Genomic DNA, 19,031 nt, shown 5'->3' with positions numbered 1-19,031 from the left:
CAATGAGGACGGCTGGAGCGGCAAGCACGACAAGGACGAGTCGAAGGACGACTACGAGGGCAAGAAGGACTGGGAGCACGAGAAGCCGAGCGGTGGCATGCACACCGGCGGTGGCGGGCTCTCCGACCCGAGTGTCTCCGGCGGCGGCCTGGCCGCGCTGGCGGTTCTCGGCGCCGGTGCCTACGCGCTGCGGCGCAAGAAGGCGTCCGGAAGCGTGGCCTGAGCCATGCCTGGCGCCATAGCAGACGGGGCCGCCGTACACGCGTCGCGTGTCATGGCGGCCCCGCTCGCCCTTTCGCCTCCTGTTCTTGCTGCCGTATCCGAATGAGGTGGTCCCCGATGGCAGCCCGCCCCCCTTCCTCCGTCCCCACCGACCCGGCCCCGGCGCGGCGGAAGCTGCGCGCCGTCATGACGGCGATTTTCTGGGGTACGGCAACCCTGGTGCTGGCGGTGACCCTGCTCGGCGGCAGGGAGGGTCCCCCTGCCGACGCCCTCGGCACGCACGCCCCTCCCGCGGCCTCCGCCACGGTCACCGCTTCCGCCGCCGCTTCTGCTTCTGCCTCCGCCACGCGTCCTGAGCCAAGCCGTTCCGACGCGCCTCAGCCGGCCGGCACGTATCTGCCGCGGTCCGCCCCGACCCGGTTGCGCATCCCCGACATCAAAGTCGACGCGCCCTTCACCGATCTGGCCATCGGCGCTTCGGGCCAGCTCGACGCACCACCCCCGGACGACATCAACCTGGTCGGCTGGTTCGCCGACGGAGCGTCCCCGGGGGAGCGCGGAACATCGATCATCGCCGGACACGTGGACACGAAGACCTCGGCCGCGGTGTTCGCCCGGCTCTCCGAACTCGAGAAGGGCGACCGCTTCGAGGTGGAGCGGGCCGACGGGCGTGAGGCGAAGTTCGTGGTCGACCACGTGGAGTCGTTCGCCAAGGACGGCTTCCCCGACGAGCGCGTCTACGCCGACACGGACGATGCCCAGGTCCGGCTCATCACCTGCTCCGGGGACTACGACCGCAAGGCCAAGGACTACACCGAGAATCTGGTGGTCTTCGCCCACCTGGTCTGACGTGCACGAACCGGTCGGCCCGGCCCGAATGGACCGCTGCCCGGAAGGGGGGAAGGACACCCTTCCGGGCAGCGCGTTCGTCAGGCCACGGTGCACACCGACCCGTTGAGGGTGAACGCCGACGGAGCGGGGTTGCTGCCCGTCGTGGTGGCGGTGAAGCCGAGGGCGACGGAGCCCGCCGCGGGAATCGACGCGGTGTAGGGAGCCGAGGCGACACCGACCTCGGAACCGGTCTGGACGGGGGCGCCGCCCCACATGGTGGTGATGCGCTGAGCGCCGGGGAAGGTCCAGTTCAGCGTCCAGCCGGCGACCGCCGAACTGCCGGTGTTGCGGATGGTCACCTCGCCCTGGAATCCGCCGGGCCATTCGTTCGCCACCCGGTAGGCGACCGCGCAGGAGCCCTGGCTCCCGCCGGAGGACGTGGTGACCGTCACCGTGCCGGAGCGCGGCGAGCGGTTGCCGGCCGCGTCCCGGGCGTACACGGCGAACGTGTGGGAGGACCCGGGGGAGAGACCGGTGAGGGTGGCGGAGGTGCTTGTGGTCGTGGTGGCGACCGTTTCCTCACCGTCGCCGATCCGGACGACGTCGTAGCCCGTCACCCCGTTCTCGTCGGTGGCCGCCGCCCAGGAGAGCGTGGCCGACGAGGAGGTCACCGCGGAGGCGGCCGGCGTGCCGGGGGCGGTCGGGGCCGTGGTGTCACCGCCCGAGCCGGAGGAGTAGATCTCGGCCTCCTCGGAGGTGGCGGCGATGCCGTTGGCGCCGTTGAAGAGCCGCTGCCCCCAACCGGTCAGCTGGTCCGGGTCGAAGTTCGTGACCAGGTCCAGGTACTCGACCCCGCCGCCGTTGCCGCTCCAGGACCAGCCGAGGTAGCCGAGGCCGAGCTGCTGGGTGACGGCCAGGATGGCGTCCTCGTCGGGGTTCCCGTCCGAGTGGTCGTGGCCGAACTCACCCACCACGATCGGCAGGCGCGCGGAGACAAAACGGCCCAGGTAGTCGCTGATCTCGGCGGCGGTGTCGAAGACGCCGTACATGTGGATGGAGAACACGGTGTTGGCGTCCGGGTCGGCGGCGAAGACCGAGGCGGCGTTGTCACGCATGGTGAATGCCCAGTCCTGGCCCCAGTTGGGGGCGTCGACCATCAGCGTGTGGTCGAAGCCCGCGTTGCGCAGTTTCCGGATGGCGGTCTTGGTGTCGGCCGTCCAGTTCGCGTAGTCGGTGTTGCCGTAGGGCTCGTTGCCGATGTTGACGACGACGTGGTCCTCCTGGCCGGTCAGCGCGCTCTGGACGCCGATCCAGTAGTCGGCGGCGCGGGAGAGGGCGACCGCTCCGCTCTGCTCGCCGTAACCGGTGGTGTCGTGCACCTCGAGGACGCAGATCAGCCGGTTCTGCTTGCACTGCGCGACGACGTTCGTCACGTCGGCGGTGTCGTTGGCGGTCCACCGGTCGCCACTGGAGAGGACCACGCGCACGGTGTTGGCGCCCTTGGCCTTGATGTGCGCGAGGGAGCTGATCCGGTCCGTGTACCAGGTGTGGGCGTGGTTGACCCCGCGCATCACGAAGTCGTTCCCGGAGGCCTCCAGCAGCCGGCCGTTCTCGACGCGGAAGCCGGTGGGCGCCGCGTGCGCCGGGGTGCCCAGGGCGAGGAGGGGGAGCAGGAGACCCAGGAGGGCGGCGATCAGGCCGGCTGTACGAGGGAGTGCGGTGACACGGGGGGCGGAGGTCGGGACGGATGCAGGGGAGGGTGTGGGCGGACGGGATCTCATGGCGGCTCCAGAGGGGCGGCTCGGGTGGGAGGAGTGATGCGGGGTCGGTCCCGGTTCGATTCCGGATCCGGTGCTGGTGCGTTGTCCGTGCCGTGGTTCATGAGGGAGCGTCATCCGTGCCGTGGGTGGTGCGGTGCGTGCGTCGGTGTGAGGGCCGTACGGGGGAGTGCTGTACGTGCGCCGCGGGTCAGGAGGCCGCCGCGGCCGTGCAGTCGACGGTTGCCGCCGGAGCCCCGGAGGTGGCCGGGGTACTGGCGATGAAGCCGAAGGAGGCGCTCGCGCCGGGATCGAGCGTGCCGTTCCAGCCCGCGTCGGTGACGGTCACCGTGCCGTCGTCGGCGGTGCCGAGCGTGCCGCCCCACACCTGGGTCAGCCGCGCGCCGTCGGCCGGCGCCACCGTCACGGTCCAGCCGGTGAGCGCGGCGGCGGAGGTGTTCCGTACCGTCACCTCGGCCTGGTAGCCGCCCGGCCAGGTCGAACCGGCCAGGAACGACGCGGTGCAGGTGGCGTTGTCACCGGGGTCGCCGGGGTCGCCGGGGTCACCCGGGACGCCCTGTTCGAGGACGTCCGCCAGGGCCGGATACCAGCGGGCGGCGATCTTCTCGTTGCCGGCGTCGTCCGGGTGCACACCGTCATAGGTGTCGGTGGCCGTGTCGAAGCCCGTCCACTGGTCGACCACGGTCACCGGCGAACGGGTGGTGCTCGTCTCCGCGGCCCAACCCGGAATCCGCGCGTTGAAATCGACGACGCGCTGGGCGCAGCCGGTGCAGCCGGCAGGGTTCATCGGGATGATCCGGGCGACCAGGAGCCGTGTGTCCGGGTTGGCCGTCCGCATCTGCGTCACCAGTTTGGTGTAGGCGGCGAGGATGCGGTCGGGAGGAATGCTGCTCCAGACGTCGTTCGTACCGAAGTGCATGACAACGATGTCCGGCCGAGTCGCCGCCAGCCGCGCGGGCAGCAGGTCCCGGTCCGCGACGTTGGTCACCAGCTCGCCGCCGTGGCCCTCGTTGTCGCCGTCGTGCGCCATGCCGCAGCCCTGGCCGGGCAGGGTGCCCACGAAGTCGATGTCCGTGTGGCCGGCGTCCTGCAACCGGTTCCACAGCAGGGCCCGCCAGCAGCCCGGTGAGCCGGTGATCGAGTCGCCCAGCGGCATGATGCGGACGGGGGCCGCGTCCGGTGCCGCGACCGCGCGCGGGGCGAGGGGGAGGGTGAGGCCGAGCGGGAGGAGCAAAGTGGTCAGCACGAGCAGGGCCCGTAGCGGTAAGTGGTCGATGACGCGCATGGTGTTCCCTTCCCTGGACGAGGTGGGAGCGCTCCCATGGAGACATCAAGTCATCTTTGTCGGTGGCTCGTCAAGGGTCTGGGGCGAGGGAGTGCGGGCAGGCCGTGGGCGCGGCGCACCTGTGCGCCACGCCCACGACCTGCCCGCGAGGGAAGGGCCCTGCGACCGGGATCAGCTCTCGGTCCCCCGGCGGGTCACCGCCTTCTTCAGCAGCGGCCAGGCCAGCAGCAGCGCGATGACCGCGTACACGGTGACCGAGAAAGGCGTGTCGACCAGGCCCGAGACACTGCCGTCGCTGATCTGCAGCGCGCGGCGGAGCTGCTGCTCGGCGGCGGGTCCGAGGACGACGGCGATGACGGCGGGCAGCACCGGCAGTCCGTACCGCCGCATGCCGAATCCGACCAGACCGATGATCAGCAGAATCACCAGGTCGATGACCTCGCCGCCGACCGCGTACGCGCCGATCGCCGCGAAGAACAGGATCCCGGCGTAGAGGTACGGCCGCGGTATGCGCAGCAGCTTCACCCACACCGGTGCCAGCGGCAGGTTGAGGGCCAGCAGCAGCACCATGCCGACGAACAGCGAGGCGATCAGGCCCCACACCAGGTCGGGCTCACGCTCGAAGAGCAGCGGGCCCGGCTGGATGCCGTACTGCTGGAAGGCGGCCAGCATCACGGCCGCGACCGCCGTGGTCGGCAGGCCCAGTGTCAGCATGGACACCAGCGTGCCCGCCGCCGAGGCGGACGCCGCCGACTCCGGTCCCGCCACGCCCTCGATGGCGCCCTTGCCCCATTCGTCCTTGTGCTTCGACAGCCGCTTCTCCGTGACGTACGACAGGAACGTCGGGATCTCCGCGCCGCCCGCCGGGATGGCGCCGAACGGGAAGCCGATGAACGGGCCGCGCGCCCAGGCCTTCCACGTGCGCCGCACCTCACCGCGGCCCAGCCACGGCCGGCCCACCGGAATCGGCTCGGGCGGCCTGCGCCGCAGATGCGCCGCGACCCACAGGGCCTCACCGATGGCGAACAGGCCCACCGCGACGATCACCACGTCGACGCCGTCGGCCAGTTGCAGGGAACCGAAGGTCAACCGCTGCTGGCCGGTCATCCGGTCCAGGCCCACCAGGCCGATCGTCAGGCCGATCAGCAGCGAGGCCAGCCCCCGGATCCGCGACGAACCCAGCACCGACGTCACGGCGACGAACGCCAGGACCATGATGGCGAAGTAGTCCGGCGCACCGATGTCCACGGCGAGTCCGGCGACCGCCGGCGCCAGTGCGACCAGCAGAACCGTGCCGACCATGCCGCCCGCGAAGTGCCCGATCGCGGCGGCGGCCAGCGCCTGCGCGCCACGGCCGGACTTGGCCATGGGGTTGCCCTCCATGGCCGCGACCACGGCGGCGCTCTCCCCCGGTGTGTTCAGCAGGATCGAGGTGGTCGAACCGCCGAACATCGCGCCGTAGTAGATCCCCGCGAACATGATGAACGCACCGATCGGGTCGAGTCCGTACGTCACCGGCAGCAGCAGTGCCACCGCCGTCGCCGGGCCGATGCCGGGCAGCACGCCGATCGCCGTGCCCAGCAGCACACCGATCGTGGCCCACAGGAGGTTGATCGGGGTCAGAGCGGTGCCGAAGCCGTCCATGAGGGAGGTGAGGGCGTTCACGTCACAGCACTCCCATCAGCGGACCACCGGGCAGCGGTACTCCGAGCAGGTTGTCGAACACGGTGTGGGCGACGAGGGAGACGGCCGCCGCGATCAGCGGGTCGCGGTCGAATCTGCGGCTGCCGAGGGTGAAGGCCGTGCCCCAGAAGAGCAGCGCGCCGGCGACCGGGAAGCCGAGCGGTTCGATGAGCACGGCCGAGCCGAGGAACACCCCGGTGAGCAGCAGCATCGTGCGCCAGTCGGCGGGTTCGGACAGATCGACGTCCTCGCCGGTCCCGGCCTGGCCCCGGCCGCCGCGCAGGACGTCCACCGCGAGCAGGGCGGCGACGACGAGGAGTCCGGCGCCGACCGTGACGGGCACCGTCCTCGGCCCGACAGGGCCGCGCTGGGTGATGTCGACGTCCATGGTGAGGGCATCGGTCAGGACGAGTATGCCGAGCGTCAACAGCATTATGCAGACGCCGAGTTCGGAGTGATCGCGCAGCCAGGAACGCTGTTCTGTGGCGGGCGCGGGCGCGGGCGCGGGCGGGGGGCGGGGTCGCGGGGGACGGTCCGCTGATCGGCGTCGTCACAGTCCGAGCTCCTTCAGAACGGACACCACGCGTTTGTCCTCGGCGTCCAGGAAGTCACCGAACTCCTCACCCGTCAGGAAGGCGTCGTCCCAGCCGTTGTGCTTCATGGACGCGCGCCATTCCTCCGAGTCGTGCAACTCCTCGGCCAGGGAGACGAGTTTGTCGCGCTCGGTGCCGGTCAGACCGGGAGGGGCCACGATGCCCCGCCAGTTGGTGAAGTTCACGTCGTAGCCCGCCTCCCGCAGTGTGGGCGCGTCCAGCCCCGGGACCCGCTCCGGGCCGGTGACCGCGAGCAGCCGCAGCTCGCCCGCCCTGATCTGGTCGAGGTACTCGCCCACGCCGGACACGCCGAACGCGACCTTGTTGCCGAGGATCGAGGCGAGCAGTTCGCCACCGCCGTCGAACGGGATGTAGTTGACCTGCTTAGGGGCGATCCCGGCGGCCCGTGCCATCAGCATCGGCGCGATATGGTCGGGCCCGCCGGGCGGGGAACCGCCGCCCACCGGCAGCTTGCCGGGGTCCTCCTTCCAGGCGCCGATCAGGTCGTCGACCGTCCTGTACGGGGAGTCCTCGGCGACCACGACGACGTCCTGCTCCTCGGTGAGCCGGGCGACCGGAGTGGTGTCGGCGAGGGTCTTCGGCGCGTCGTTGGACCGGACGGCGCCGACGATGCCGAGGCCCATCGACATGGCGAGCTTGCCGTTGCCGCGCTCGCTCACCAGCCTGCTGAGGCCGACGGTGCCGCCGGCACCGGGCAGGTTGAACACCTCGATGGTGTGGGTGAGCCCGGCGTCCTCGGCGTTCTTCGCGGCCGTACGGGCCGTGATGTCGTAGCCGCCGCCGGGCGTGTTGGGAACCATGAGGCGCAGGCCCGGGATCTGTGTGCCGGTCTCGGTGCCGCTGCCGGTCGTGAGCAGCGGCGGACCCACGAGTACCAGCACGGCGGCCCCGAGCAGGGCGAGGGGAGTGCGCAGGCACATGATGCCACCACCTGTCGGTCGGTCGTCTGAGGGTCACGCAAAGCCCTGTGGGGGTGGGTGACGTGCGCCACATGGTGCACGTGCGCCGCCCGGCTGTCCCCCTTGCGGAACCAACGGAGGTTCTGGTCATTGCGTCAGCGCGTCGCCGGGCGTTCCCGAGCCGTCTTGCCACGTTCACCCGGGCCCGTCCCTGCTCCGCGAGGCGCAGGCGGGCGCCATGCCGGGGCAGCCCGCGCCATCCGGCGCGCCGCACCTCGTCGTGCCCGCCGGGTGCGGGGCACGGCCGACCGGAGAGTCCGCCAAGGCCTTCCGGCGCGGTTGCACCGCCGAGGCCGCCCAGGAGGGCGGGCGCGGTGTCGGCCTGGCGCTCACCCGCCCCGTCTGGGAACGTCACGGCGGTGAGACGGCGGTGACCCGGTGTCCACCGCCCGCACGACCGTCAGCCACCTCGCCGACGCGGTGGCGGAAGGAACCGGCCGATGACCAGCACACACGGTGAGCACGCAGGGTCCGCGCGCGCCGACGCGATCGACGTGCTCGTGGTCGACGACGACTTCATGGTGGCCCGGGTGCACCGCGCCTTCGTCGAACGCGTCGAGGGGTTCAGGGCCGTGGGCGTCGCAGGCACCGGTGAGCAGGCGGTCGCCGCGGTGGACGACCTCCGTCCCGATCTGGTCCTGCTCGACCTGTATCTGCCGGACCTGTTCGGCCTCGACGTGATCCCCCGGCTGCGCAGTGCCGGCCACGACTGCGACGTGATGGTCATCAGCGCCGCGCGGGAGGCGGACACGGTACGCGGTGCGGTCCGCCAGGGGGTCGTCGACTACCTGCTGAAGCCGTTCGGGTCCGAGGACCTGCGGGCCCGGCTGGAGCGTTACGCCGTCCGGCGGGGCCTGCTGCTCGGCGCGGTCGTACGGGGCCAGGCCGACGTCGACCGGGTCCTGGCCGGAGCGACGGTGCCGGTGGCCACCGCACCGGCGCTTCCCAAGGGCATGAGCGTGGAGACGGCCGAACTCGTCGAGCGCACCCTGCGGGAGGCCGACGGCACGCTGTCGGCCACCGAGTGCGCCGCCCTCACCGGCGTCTCCAGGGTCAGCGCCCGCCGCTACCTGGAGCACTTCCACACCGTGGGCAGGGCCGAGGTCTCCCTGCGGTACGGGGCGGCAGGGCGGCCGGAACGCCGCTACCGGCTCCTGGGACTGCCGGGAGACCGGCCCGACCGGGTACCCCGGAAGCGGCCCGAACCGCAGATCGTCGGACAGGCCGCCGGGCGGACCGGTGGGCGCCGGCCGGGTGGCGGGGCGCGGGCGTAGAGGTACGAATCGGCGCCCCCGGCGGACCTCGTGCGGGGCGAACTCGCTCATGGCACGGGGTTGTCCCCGTTCACGTCCGGATCTATGGTCGACCAGCGGGTGCAAGCGCTTTCTGTCTCCTGCGTGACCGATGGAGGGCTCCCGGGGACCGGGAGCCCTCCGGCAGCCTGTGCCCGCGGACCGTCCAAAGGAGTGCCGATGTCCCTGCCCCCTGTCCGCCGCCGCGTCGCCGTCGTCGGCACCGGCGCCATCGTCGCCGGCGGCCACCTGCCGGCGCTGCGGGCCCACGCGGACCGCACCGAACTCGTGGCCGCCGTCGACGTGGACCCGGGCAGGCTCGGCGGCTTCTGCGAACTGGCCGGGGGGCAGGTCGCCGGATACGCCTCGGTGGACGCGATGCTGGACGCCGTACGCCCGGACCTCGTGCTGATCGGAACGCCGCCGTCGCTGCACCGGGAGCAGACGGTGGCCTCGCTCCGGGCCGGCGCCTGGGTGCTGTGCGAGAAGCCCTTGTGCCTGTCGCTCGCCGAGTACGACGAGATCGCGGCCGCGGAGGACGCGTCGGGCGCGTACGCCTCCGTGGTCTTCCAGCACCGCCACGGGTCGGGCTCCGTCCACGCCCGGGAACTGATCGCGAGCGGTGCCCTGGGCGCCCCGCTGGTCGCGCACTGCCAGACCACCTGGCACCGGGACGCCGCGTACTACGCCGTCCCCTGGCGCGGACGGTGGGCCACCGAGGGAGGCGGCCCGACGATGGGGCACGGCATCCACCAGTACGACCTGCTGCTCCATCTCCTCGGCCCGTGGGAGGAGATACGGGCCATGGCGGGCCGGCTCGTCCACGACACCGAGAGCGAGGACGTCTCCACCGCCCTGGTCCGCTTCCGGGGCGGCGCCCTCGCCACCGTCGTCAACAGCGTGCTCTCGCCGGACGAGGTGAGCCGCGTCCGCGTGGACTGCGCCGACGCCACGGTCGAGCTGACCCACCTGTACGGGCACCGCAACGACGACTGGTCGTACACCCCGGCGCGGCACGTCCCCGCCGAACGTGCCGCCGCCTGGCGCACCCCGCCGCACGACGTGCCCAGTTCGCACACGGCCCAGCTCGGCGCCCTCCTCGACGCCTACGACGCCGGTGTCCGGCCGCCGGGCAGCGGTCAGGAGGCCCGGGGAACACTCGAGTTCGCCGCCGCCCTGTACAAGTCCGCGTTCACCGGCAACCCGGTGCGGGCCGGGGAGATCGTGGCCGGCGACCCCTTCCACACGGCCATGCACGGCGACCACCCCGACTGGTCCCCGAAGGAGCACGCATGAGCACCCGCGCCGAGCAGGCCGCGCACACCGCCCGTGCCGCCCACGGTCTCCGCGTCGGCCACACCCACGGTGAGGCCGTCACCGTCACCACCGTGGACGGCACGGAGATCCTGCGCTACGTCTACCGTCCCGACCCCGACGCCTTCGAGTCCCGCAAGCCGTACGTACACCCGTTGCGCACACTCGCCGGCCGCACGGTGACCGGGTACCGGCCGAACGACCACCGCTGGCACAAGGGCCTGCAGATGACGGCAAGCCACCTGTCCGGGCAGAACTTCTGGGGCGGCAACTCCTACGTCCACGGGCGCGGTTACCTTCCCCTGCCCGAACGCATCGGCTCCATGCGCCACGACGGCTTCTCCGCGTTCACGGCCGGGGCCGACCGCTTCGACTGCACCGAGGACCTCACCTGGGTGGAGAACGGGGGAGCGGAGTGGGCGCGCGAGGAACGCGGGCTGAGCGTCCACTCGGTGGACGAGGAGGCCGGTGCCTGGGTGCTGGACTGGTCGATCCGGCTCACCAACGTCCGTGACGAACCACTGGTGTTCGGCTCTCCGACCACCGCCGGACGTGAGATGGCCGGCTACACCGGCCTCCAGTGGCGCGGCCCGCGCGATTTCACCGGTGGCACGGTCCTCGCGCCCGGTGCCGGCAATGGCGATCCGGGCGCGGGGACGCCGGCGGATACGGGCAGGTTCATGGGCACGCAGGGCCCGTGGCTCGCCTTCACCGGTGAGCACGACGAGACCGACGGTCATTCCACGCTCGTCTTCGCCCACGCCCCGGAGAATCTCGACGCGCGCGCCGCGATCCACGTCTCGCACTGGTTCGTCCGCTCCGAGCCGATTCCGTCGGTGGCGTTCTCCTGGGCGTTCTTCGAGGAGTTCGTGCTGCCGCCCGGCGAGTCCTTCGCCTACCGCTACCGGATCGTCGTGGCGGACGGCGCCTGGGACCGTGAGCGGGTGGCCGCGCACCTGGAGAGCCTGCCGTGGTGAGCGGGCCCGGACCGGCGTATCCGCATCCGCTGCCCGGTGCGGTGGGGCTGTCCCACCTGGGCGCGTGCGGCGGGGAGGCCGCCGACGGCGTGTGCGGTGGCAGCCCGCACCTGCACCTGGTGTGCACGGAGGCGTACGTCGTCACCGCAGGCCGGGGCGCGGTGCAGACGCTCAGCCCCGACGGCTACCGGGACATCCCGCTGCGGCCCGGTTCGGTCGCCCGGTTCACCCCGGGCACCGTGCACCGGATGGTCCGGGACGGGGCCCGGGGCAAGGGCGGGGACGGCACCGGAGGCGGGGACCATGTCCTGCGGATCACCGTGCTGATGCAGAACAGCGGCCTGCCCGAGGCCGGTGACGCGGTCCTCGTCCCCCGCCCGACGTTCTCGCCGACCCGGGCCGGTACGCCGCCGCCGCGGCTCTGCCGCCCGGCACGGGTCCGGAGACGAAGGCCGCGGCCCGGCGCCGCCGGGACCTCACGGTCGGGGGCTTCCTCGCCCTGCGCGAGGCGTCCGTGACCGGTGGCCCCGGCCCCTACCGGGACTTCCAGCGCGCCGCCGCCCGGTTGGTGCGCGACCGCGTGCCGGTCCGGCGCCCTGGCCGCCGCCGGGCGCACCGGCGCCCGGCTCGACGCACTCGCCGACGGTGACTCCGCCTACCTCGCCGGGGCCACGGCCTACGCGGCCGAACCCACCCGGCGCGGCGGGTTCGGCATGTGCGGACGGCGGGACGAGTACACGCCGGTGGGTGTCACGGTGCCGTACGGCGACGGCTGAACCACCGGGACGGGCGGGGGCGGCGGCCCCGGGACGGACGCCGGTCACCGTCCCCGCACCGGTTGCTGCCTCGAGCCCCCGTACGAGTGGGGGAGGCGGGCCGAGGCCACGGCGAGGGCGGTGGCCGCGCTCGCGATGCCGAGGACCGCGCCGGCGGCGACATCCCCCGGATAGTGCACGCCCGTGTGGATGCGTGAGTAGCCGACCGCGCCGGCCAGCGCGCCGAGCGGGACGGAGGCGGCGGGCAGGACCGTACCGACGGCGGTCGCGAACGCGACCGCCGACGCGGTGTGCCCGGACGGGAAGGAGGCCGACGTCGGCATCGGGACGTGCCGGTCCACGGTCACCCGGGCGGCCTCCCGGTCCGGCCGGTCCCTGCGGACGAGGCGCTTGCCGAGGACGTTGGCCGATGCCGACGCCACGGCTATCGCCCCGACCCCGACCAGCGCGGCCCGCCGCGACCGCGACCCGCCCAGGGCCAGGGCACCGGCGAGGGCGAACGAGATCTTCGAGTGGTCGGCGGCGTGCGAGAGGCGGCGCAGCGCCCGGTCGAGGGCGGGCGTGGGAGTGGCGGCCACCGCCGCGTACAGGGCGCCGTCGACGGACCGGAGATCACTGAAGACGGCGGACACCACCCGGCGGAGTCCGTCGGCAGGAGGTACCGGCGTCGTCAGCGGGCGGGTCCCGCCCTGGTCGGTGGTGCTCGGCTCGCTCATTCGTCTCTCCCGCGGTGGTGTGGTGGAGCAGGGTCCGCGCGTCCGGGGCCGGCCGGGCACACCCGCACCGCGGACCGGGAATCACCAGGTGCCCACGGTACGCGTGGTCCGCCCGGTGCGTTCGCGCACCCCCGTCACCCCTCCCGCCGCCACGCCCGGCGGAGGCGCCGCACCGGCCTGGACCGAGGAGGTCCGACGGCTGCCCGCACTCACCGGGCGCTTCCCGTCAGCCCGCCCGGAAGGTGCGCAGTCGGAGGGAGTTGCCGACCACGAAGACCGACGAGAAGGCCATGGCCGCCCCCGCGATCATCGGGTTGAGCAGGCCGGCCGCTGCCAGCGGCAACGCTGCCACGTTGTAGGCGAAGGCCCAGAAGAGATTGGTCCGGATGGTGCCGAGGGTGCGGCGGGCGAGCCGGATCGCGTCCGCGGCGGCCCGCAGGTCGCCCCGTACGAGGGTCAGGTCACCGGCCTCGATCGCCGCGTCCGTGCCGGTCCCCATGGCCAGCCCGAGGTCGGCCTGGGCCAGCGCGGCGGCGTCGTTGACCCCGTCACCGACCATCGCGACCGAACGGCCCTGCGCCTGAAGGCGCTTGACCACGTCCACCTTGTCCTGCGGCAGCACCTCCGCGAAGACGTCCTCGGGCGTGATCCCGACCTCGTGGGCGACGGACCGGGCCACCGCCTCGTTGTCGCCGGTCAGCAGGACGGGCCGCAGGCCGAGCGCACGCAGCCGGCGTATCGCCTCGGGGCTGGTCTCCTTCACGGCGTCGGCGATCTCCAGCACCGCGCGCGCCTCACCGTCCCAGGCCACCAGGACGGCGGTGCGCCCGGCCGCCTCGGCGGCCTCCCGGGCCCGCGCCAGGTCCGCCGGCGGCTCCATCTCCCACTGGGCCAGCAACCGCTCCCGGCCGACGAGCACCGCGTGGCCGTCCACGACCCCCTGGACGCCGAGTCCGGGCACGTTGGTGAAGTCCTCCGGAGCGGGCAGGGTGCCCAGCTTCTCCCGTGCCCCGTCGGCGACGGCGCGGGCGACGGGGTGTTCGGAGGAGTGCTCCAACGCACCCGCCAGCCGGAGTACTTCGGCCTCGTCGGTGCCCGCGGCGGGGTGCACGGCCAGCAGGGTCATCCGGCCGGTGGTGATCGTGCCGGTCTTGTCGAGCACGACGGTGTCGACGCGGCGGGTGGACTCCAGGACCTCGGGGCCCTTGATGAGGATGCCGAGCTGCGCGCCGCGTCCGGTGCCGACCATGAGCGCGGTCGGGGTGGCGAGGCCGAGGGCGCAGGGGCAGGCGATGATCAGTACCGCGACGGCGGCGGTGAAGGCGGCGGTGAGTCCGGCGCCGTTGCCCAGCCAGAAGCCCAGGGTGCCCAGCGCCAGCGCGATCACCACCGGCACGAAGACCGCGGAGATCCGGTCCGCGAGGCGCTGCGCCGAGGCCTTCCCGTTCTGCGCGTCCTCCACCAGCTTTGCCATCCTGGCCAGTTGGGTGTCGGCCCCGACCCGGGTGGCCTCCACGACGAGACGCCCGCCCGCGTTCAGCGTGGCGCCGGTGACGGCGTCCCCGGCGCCCACCTCCACCGGGACGGACTCGCCGGTGAGCATGGAGGCGTCCACCGCCGACGTGCCCTCGACGACGGTGCCGTCGGTCGCGATCTTCTCGCCGGGACGTACCAGGAAACGGTCTTCGACCGCCAGTTCCCCGACGGGAACCGTCTCTTCGCGCCCGTCCGGGCGCAGCACGGTGACGTCCTTCGCGCCCAGTTCCAGCAGCGCCCGCAGCGCCGTACCCGCCTTCCGCTTGGCGCGCGCCTCGAAGTACCGCCCGGCCAGCAGGAACGCGGTCACGCCCGCGGCGGCCTCCAGGTAGATGTTCCCGGCGCCGTCCGAACGGCTGATGGTCAGCTCGAAGGGGTGGGTCATGCCCGGTGTGCCCGCGGTGCCGAAGAAGAGAGCCCACAGTGACCACAGGAACGCCGCCGAGGTGCCGACCGAGATCAGCGTGTCCATGGTGGCCGCACCGTGCCGCGCGTTGGTGAACGCGGCCCGGTGGAAGGGCCACCCCGCGTACGTCACGACCGGAGCGGCGAGCGTCAGCGACAGCCACTGCCAGTACTCGAACTGCAGGGCGGGGATCATAGCCATCGCCATGACGGGCACCGACAGCACCACGGCCGTGATCAGCCGCTCCCGCAGCGGGCGCAGCTCGTCGGGCGCGGCCGGAGCCGGCGTGTCCTGGCCCGCCGCGGGCGGCGCGGGCGGCGCGGGTTCCCGCGCCGTGTACCCGGTGGCCTCGACGGTGGCGATCAGGTCCCGCACGGTGACGCCTTCACCGTGCGACACCCGGGCCTTCTCGGTGGCGTAGTTGACGGTGGCGGTGACCCCGTCCATCCGGTTGAGCTTCTTCTCGACCCGCGCGGCGCACGAGGCGCAGGTCATCCCGCCGATGGCCAGCTCCACCTGTACCTCGGCCCGGTTCCCGGCCGGCCACCCGGCGGACGTGGCCCCGGGTTCGTTCCCGGCGCCGGCTGTACGGACGGTCATGAGTGCTCCTGGTGACGAGGGTCGGCCGGACAAGCCCGACGGCCGACCGCAGTATACGGGCCAGGGGTATCTGTCCCCGCAGGTTCAGATATACCCCCCATGGGTATGTGATTCAAGGGGTGCCGACCTTGACTATATACCCCATAGGGGTATGGTGAGGTGTGTGGACACCGACCCGGAGCCGGGCCGGACACGCTGTTTTCGAGGAGAGACGGCCATGCAGACCGGACTGAAGATCACCGCATTCGCCGCAGCCCTGGCCGCGACCTTCGGTGCGGCGTACGGCGTCGGCCGGGGGCTGGACCCGGTCGTCGAGGACGGAGCACCCGTCTCCGCGCACGACGAGCAGCACACCCCCGCCCCGCCGGTCCCGCACGGGGACGACGGTGACGGCGGGCACGAGACCGCTCCCGCGGGGGGCCTGCAGATCTCCGACAGCGGCTACACCTTCGACCTGGGAACCCCGACGGTCGAGGCCGGTCGACGCGCCGACCTGCGGTTCACCGTCCGTGACGACAGTGGGCGGGCGGTCACCGAGTACCAACGCGAGCACGACAAGGAACTCCACCTCGTCGTGGCCTCGCGCGACCTGCTCACCTACCGCCACCTGCACCCCACGCGCGCCGCCGACGGCACCTGGAGCACCCCGGTCGACCTGCCGAGGGCCGGCGGCTACCGGGTCCTCGCCGACTTCACCCCGGCGGCGAAGGGTGCCGAGGGCCTCACCCTCGGCGCGGACCTCGCCGCTTCCGGCCCCTCCCGGCCGCAGCGCCTGCCCGAACCCCGTGACACGGCCCGGGTCGGCGGCTACGAGGTCCGGCTGGACGGAGCGCTGAGGCCGGGCCGCAGGACCGGGCTGAACCTGACCGTCTCCCGTGACGGCAAGCCGGTCACCGACCTCCAGCCCTACCTCGGTGCCTACGGCCACCTGGTCGCCCTGCGCTCCGGAGACCTCGCCTACCTGCACGTCCATCCGAACGGTGAACCCGGCGACGGCGGCACCGAGCCCGGCCCGGCGGTCTCGTTCACGGCCACGGCGCCCAGTGCCGGCAGCTACCGGCTGTTCCTGGACTTCAAGCACGACGGGGTCGTCCGTACCGCGGCGTTCACGGTCCGGGCGGGCGCGCAGCCGGGCGTGGAGGCGGGCACCCCCGCACCGGACGCGCCGGACTCCGGTACCGGGGGTCGGGGCGGGGACGGTCACGGTCACTGAGCCGCGCCCGCCGGGCAGGGCCGCCGCGGCCGGTCCGTGGCGCACGCTTCACGCCACGACGACGCGCAGCCCCGCCTCCTCGAACCGGCGCACCGTCTCCGGAGCCACCGCCGAGTCCGTCACCAGGGTGTCCACCGACCCGGCCGGGCAGATCCGGGCGAACGCCCGCCGGCCCAGCTTGCCGGAGTCGGCGGCCACGACCACCCGCTCGGCCCGCTCGCACAGCAGCCGGTTGACCGCCGCCTCCGCCTCGTCGTGTGCCGCCGCTCCGTGCGCGACGTCGAAGGCGACGACACCGAGCACCGCCACGTCGAGCGTGATCTGTCCCAGCACACCGTCCGCGAGCGGCCCGACCAGCTCGTACGACTGGGCCCGTGCCACACCGCCCGTCACCACGATCTTGAACTGCGGACGCACGGCGAGTTCGCCCGCGATGTTGAGCGCGTTCGTCACCACGGTCAGGGCGGGCGACCCGGACGCGAGATCACCGCGCGCCGCCAGCGCGCGCGCCACCTCCGTGGTGGTCGTCCCGCCGGTCAGTCCGACCGCCTCGCCCGGCGCGAGCAGATCAGCCACGGCCCGGGCGATGCGCTGCTTCTCGGAGGCGCGGCGCGCTGTCTTGTAGCGCAACGGCAACTCGTACGACACCCCGTGCGCCACCGCCCCGCCCCGGGTGCGCACCAGCATCTGCTGCCCGGCGAGCTGGTCGAGGTCCCGGCGGATCGTCGCGGCCGACACCCGCAGCTCGGCGGCGGTCTCGTCGACGTCCAGCCGGCCCCGTTCGGCGAGCAGTTCCAGCAAAGCCTGCCAGCGGGCGTCCCGCGACATCCGCCCTCCCGTCGTGCGGTTCCCGTCCTCTTCCGGGTTACGGCGACCCTAGCGCACCCCGCTTCTGCTCGAATGCTTGATTCTGCTCGAAAGCAAGCCCTATCTTGCAAGAACAAGCATGAAGTCAATCGCTGAGAGCCAGGGGTGGGGCGGTCATGACGTATGTCGAGGACGAGCTGACGAGTCAGCCCGAGTGCTGGACACGTGCCGCGGCCCAGGCGGCCGCGCACGCCCGGGCGCTCCCCGCCCCGGGGGAGCGGGTCGCGGTCGTCGGCTGCGGCACCTCGTACTTCATGGCGCAGGCGGTGGCGGCCCTGCGCGAGGGCTCGGGCCAGGGCGAGACGGACGCCTTCGCGGCCTCGGAGTTCCCCCACGGCCGGGCCTACGGCCATGTCGTCGCCCTCACCCGTTCCGGCACCACCACCGAAGTCCTCGGGCTGCTCGACCGGTTGAAGGGCGGCACCCGCACCACCGCGCTCACCGCCGACCCGGACACTCCCGTGACGACATCGGCGGACGAGGCCGTCGTGCTCGACTACGCGGACGAACGCTCCGTCGTGCAGACCCGGTTCGCCACCACGGCCCTCACCCTGCTCCGCGCCCATCTCGGCCTGCACGGAGACACGGTCGTCGAGGACGCGCGCACCGCCCTCGCCCAACCGCTGCCCGAAGGGCTGGCGGACCGCACCCAGTTCACCTTCCTCGGGCGCGGCTGGAGCGTGGGTCTTGCCGGCGAGGCCGCGCTGAAGATGCGGGAGGCCGCACTGTCGTGGACCGAGGCCTACCCGGCGATGGAGTACCGGCACGGACCCATCAGCGTCACCACCCGCTCCACCGCGACCTGGATGCTGGGCGACGCACCGGAGGGCCTCGCCCAGCAGGTCCGGGACACCGGCGGGTTGTGGATCCAGGGCACCCTCGACCCGCTGGCCGAACTCGTCCGCGTCCAGCGCCTTGCGGTCGCCGTGGCGGCGGCCCGCGGTCTCGACCCCGACCGCCCCCGCCACCTCACCCGCTCCGTCGTCCTCGACTCCTGACACCCCCGCCCGAAGGACAGGCCGTGCCCCTCACCACCACCGGCGAACTCGTCGGCCGCGCCGCCGCGGCCGGATCGGCCGTCGCCTCGTTCAACGTCATCACGCTGGAACACGTCGAAGCCGTGATCGCCGGCGCCGAGTCGGCAGGCGCCCCCGTCGTCCTCCAGGTCAGTGAGAACGCGGTGAAGTTCCGCTGCGGCCGCCTGCTACCGCTCGCCCGTGCCGCCGTCGCCGCCGCCGAACGCGCCGCCGTGCCCGTCGCGTTGCACCTCGACCACGTCCAGAGCGACGCCCTGTTGCACCAGACCCCGGACGCCGGCTTCGGCTCCGTCATGTACGACGCGGCCCGGCTGCCGTACGCCGAGAACCTCGCCGCGACCAGGGCGGCCGTCGACTGGGCACACGCCCGGGGGCTGTGGATCGAGGCCGAACTGGGCGAGATCGGCGGCAAGGACGGCAGGCCCCCGCTGGACGCCCACGCGCCCGGAGCCCGCACCGACCCCGAGCAGGCCCGCGCCTTCGTCGCCGGCTCGGGCGTGGACGCGCTCGCCGTCGCCGTCGGCACCACGCACGCGATGACCACCCGCACCGCAGCCCTCGACCACGCCCTCCTCGGACGCCTGTCCGCCGCCCTGGACGTTCCCCTCGTCCTGCACGGCTCCTCGGGTCTCCCGGACGCCGAACTCACCGCCGCCGTCGGATCGGGCATCGCCAAGGTGAACATCGGCACGGCGCTGAACATCGCCATGACCGGCGCCGTCCGCGGCTTCCTCGCCGACCGCCCCGAAGCGGTCGACTCCCGCGGCTACCTGACCGCGGGCCGCGAGGCGATGACCCGCGCGGTGGCGGCCGTCATCGGGAGGCTCACCGCCCGCTGAACCGCCCTGAGCCCGGACCAACCGGGAACTTCCCGGCCGGTCCGGGCTCAGGTCCGGGCACCGGGCCGACGGCCGAGGACGGGGGC

General features: G+C 73.0%; 15 protein-coding genes and 2 pseudogenes. 9 read left to right on the top strand and 8 right to left on the bottom strand.

What is annotated here, in order from left to right:
• Both TU30_RS24870 and TU30_RS24865 read left to right on the top strand, forming a co-directional pair.
• Positions 1 to 223 (top strand): annotated as a pseudogene (locus TU30_RS24870) (hypothetical protein); the annotation flags it as partial.
• A 116-nt stretch (positions 224 to 339) separates the two neighbouring features.
• Entirely contained in the window at positions 340 to 1,071 is a 732-nt protein-coding gene (locus tag TU30_RS24865; RefSeq protein WP_176726123.1) for a class F sortase, read from the top strand.
• 80 nt (positions 1,072 to 1,151) lie between these two features.
• Here the strand turns inward: TU30_RS24865 and TU30_RS24860 are convergent, their stop codons facing one another.
• The 5 genes from TU30_RS24860 to TU30_RS24840 form a co-directional block, all read right to left on the bottom strand.
• Positions 1,152 to 2,834, bottom strand: a complete 1,683-nt coding sequence (locus tag TU30_RS24860; RefSeq protein ID WP_042173782.1) for a cellulase family glycosylhydrolase — start codon at positions 2,832 to 2,834, stop codon at positions 1,152 to 1,154.
• Between the two features lie 187 nt (positions 2,835 to 3,021).
• Positions 3,022 to 4,116: a GDSL-type esterase/lipase family protein gene (locus TU30_RS24855; protein WP_042173779.1), complete on the bottom strand. Its 1,095-nt coding sequence runs from the start codon at positions 4,114 to 4,116 to the stop codon at positions 3,022 to 3,024.
• A 171-nt stretch (positions 4,117 to 4,287) separates the two neighbouring features.
• On the bottom strand, positions 4,288 to 5,781 hold the full coding sequence (locus TU30_RS24850) for a tripartite tricarboxylate transporter permease (protein WP_042173778.1): 1,494 nt from the start codon (positions 5,779 to 5,781) through the stop codon (positions 4,288 to 4,290).
• A gap of 1 nt (position 5,782) precedes the next feature.
• On the bottom strand, positions 5,783 to 6,232 hold the full coding sequence (locus TU30_RS24845) for a tripartite tricarboxylate transporter TctB family protein (RefSeq protein ID WP_078878492.1): 450 nt from the start codon (positions 6,230 to 6,232) through the stop codon (positions 5,783 to 5,785).
• A 117-nt stretch (positions 6,233 to 6,349) separates the two neighbouring features.
• Positions 6,350 to 7,333 (bottom strand): tripartite tricarboxylate transporter substrate binding protein, encoded by a 984-nt coding sequence (locus tag TU30_RS24840; RefSeq protein ID WP_042173774.1) that lies wholly within the window; start codon positions 7,331 to 7,333, stop codon positions 6,350 to 6,352.
• A 479-nt stretch (positions 7,334 to 7,812) separates the two neighbouring features.
• Here TU30_RS24840 and TU30_RS24835 point away from each other — a divergent pair, with 479 nt between their 5' ends.
• The 4 genes and pseudogenes from TU30_RS24835 (at position 7,813) to TU30_RS24820 (ending at position 11,731) form a co-directional block, all read left to right on the top strand.
• Positions 7,813 to 8,646 carry a response regulator gene (locus TU30_RS24835; RefSeq protein WP_078878491.1) on the top strand — a complete coding sequence of 278 codons (834 nt, stop codon included), beginning with the start codon at positions 7,813 to 7,815 and terminating at the stop codon, positions 8,644 to 8,646.
• A gap of 198 nt (positions 8,647 to 8,844) precedes the next feature.
• Positions 8,845 to 9,960, top strand: a complete 1,116-nt coding sequence (locus TU30_RS24830; protein WP_042173772.1) for a Gfo/Idh/MocA family protein — start codon at positions 8,845 to 8,847, stop codon at positions 9,958 to 9,960.
• Positions 9,957 to 10,955: a PmoA family protein gene (locus TU30_RS24825; RefSeq protein WP_042173770.1), complete on the top strand. Its 999-nt coding sequence runs from the start codon at positions 9,957 to 9,959 to the stop codon at positions 10,953 to 10,955. Before TU30_RS24830 ends, TU30_RS24825 begins: the two co-directional genes overlap by 4 nt.
• A pseudogene (locus tag TU30_RS24820) lies at positions 10,949 to 11,731 on the top strand (cupin domain-containing protein). The gene TU30_RS24825 and the pseudogene TU30_RS24820 overlap by 7 nt, the downstream one beginning before the upstream one ends.
• Positions 11,732 to 11,775: 44 nt before the next feature.
• Here TU30_RS24820 and TU30_RS24815 read toward each other — a convergent pair.
• Both TU30_RS24815 and TU30_RS24810 read right to left on the bottom strand, forming a co-directional pair.
• Positions 11,776 to 12,447, bottom strand: a complete 672-nt coding sequence (locus TU30_RS24815) for a phosphatase PAP2 family protein (RefSeq protein ID WP_042173768.1) — start codon at positions 12,445 to 12,447, stop codon at positions 11,776 to 11,778.
• Positions 12,448 to 12,673: 226 nt separating this feature from the next.
• Positions 12,674 to 14,989 carry a cation-translocating P-type ATPase gene (locus TU30_RS24810; protein WP_256081882.1) on the bottom strand — a complete coding sequence of 772 codons (2,316 nt, stop codon included), beginning with the start codon at positions 14,987 to 14,989 and terminating at the stop codon, positions 12,674 to 12,676.
• 217 nt (positions 14,990 to 15,206) lie between these two features.
• Here TU30_RS24810 and TU30_RS24805 point away from each other — a divergent pair, with 217 nt between their 5' ends.
• Positions 15,207 to 16,202 carry a hypothetical protein gene (locus TU30_RS24805; RefSeq protein WP_042173766.1) on the top strand — a complete coding sequence of 332 codons (996 nt, stop codon included), beginning with the start codon at positions 15,207 to 15,209 and terminating at the stop codon, positions 16,200 to 16,202.
• Positions 16,203 to 16,250: 48 nt separating this feature from the next.
• Here the strand turns inward: TU30_RS24805 and TU30_RS24800 are convergent, their stop codons facing one another.
• Positions 16,251 to 17,030 carry a DeoR/GlpR family DNA-binding transcription regulator gene (locus tag TU30_RS24800; RefSeq protein WP_042173764.1) on the bottom strand — a complete coding sequence of 260 codons (780 nt, stop codon included), beginning with the start codon at positions 17,028 to 17,030 and terminating at the stop codon, positions 16,251 to 16,253.
• A 155-nt stretch (positions 17,031 to 17,185) separates the two neighbouring features.
• Between TU30_RS24800 and TU30_RS24795 the strand changes: the two genes are divergently transcribed.
• Both TU30_RS24795 and TU30_RS24790 read left to right on the top strand, forming a co-directional pair.
• Positions 17,186 to 18,067, top strand: coding sequence for an SIS domain-containing protein (locus TU30_RS24795; protein ID WP_042173762.1), 882 nt, complete (start codon positions 17,186 to 17,188; stop codon positions 18,065 to 18,067).
• Between the two features lie 23 nt (positions 18,068 to 18,090).
• Complete coding sequence (locus TU30_RS24790; protein WP_042173760.1) at positions 18,091 to 18,945, top strand: class II fructose-bisphosphate aldolase; 855 nt, start codon at positions 18,091 to 18,093, stop codon at positions 18,943 to 18,945.
• The last annotated feature ends 86 nt before the right edge of the window (positions 18,946 to 19,031 follow it).

It is taken from the genome of Streptomyces sp. NBRC 110035, assembly GCF_000829695.1.
In the GTDB taxonomy this organism is placed as follows: Bacteria; Actinomycetota; Actinomycetes; order Streptomycetales; family Streptomycetaceae; genus Streptomyces.
Note: the sequence above shows the minus strand (reverse complement) of the source record. Positions and strands in the feature narration are given on the sequence as shown.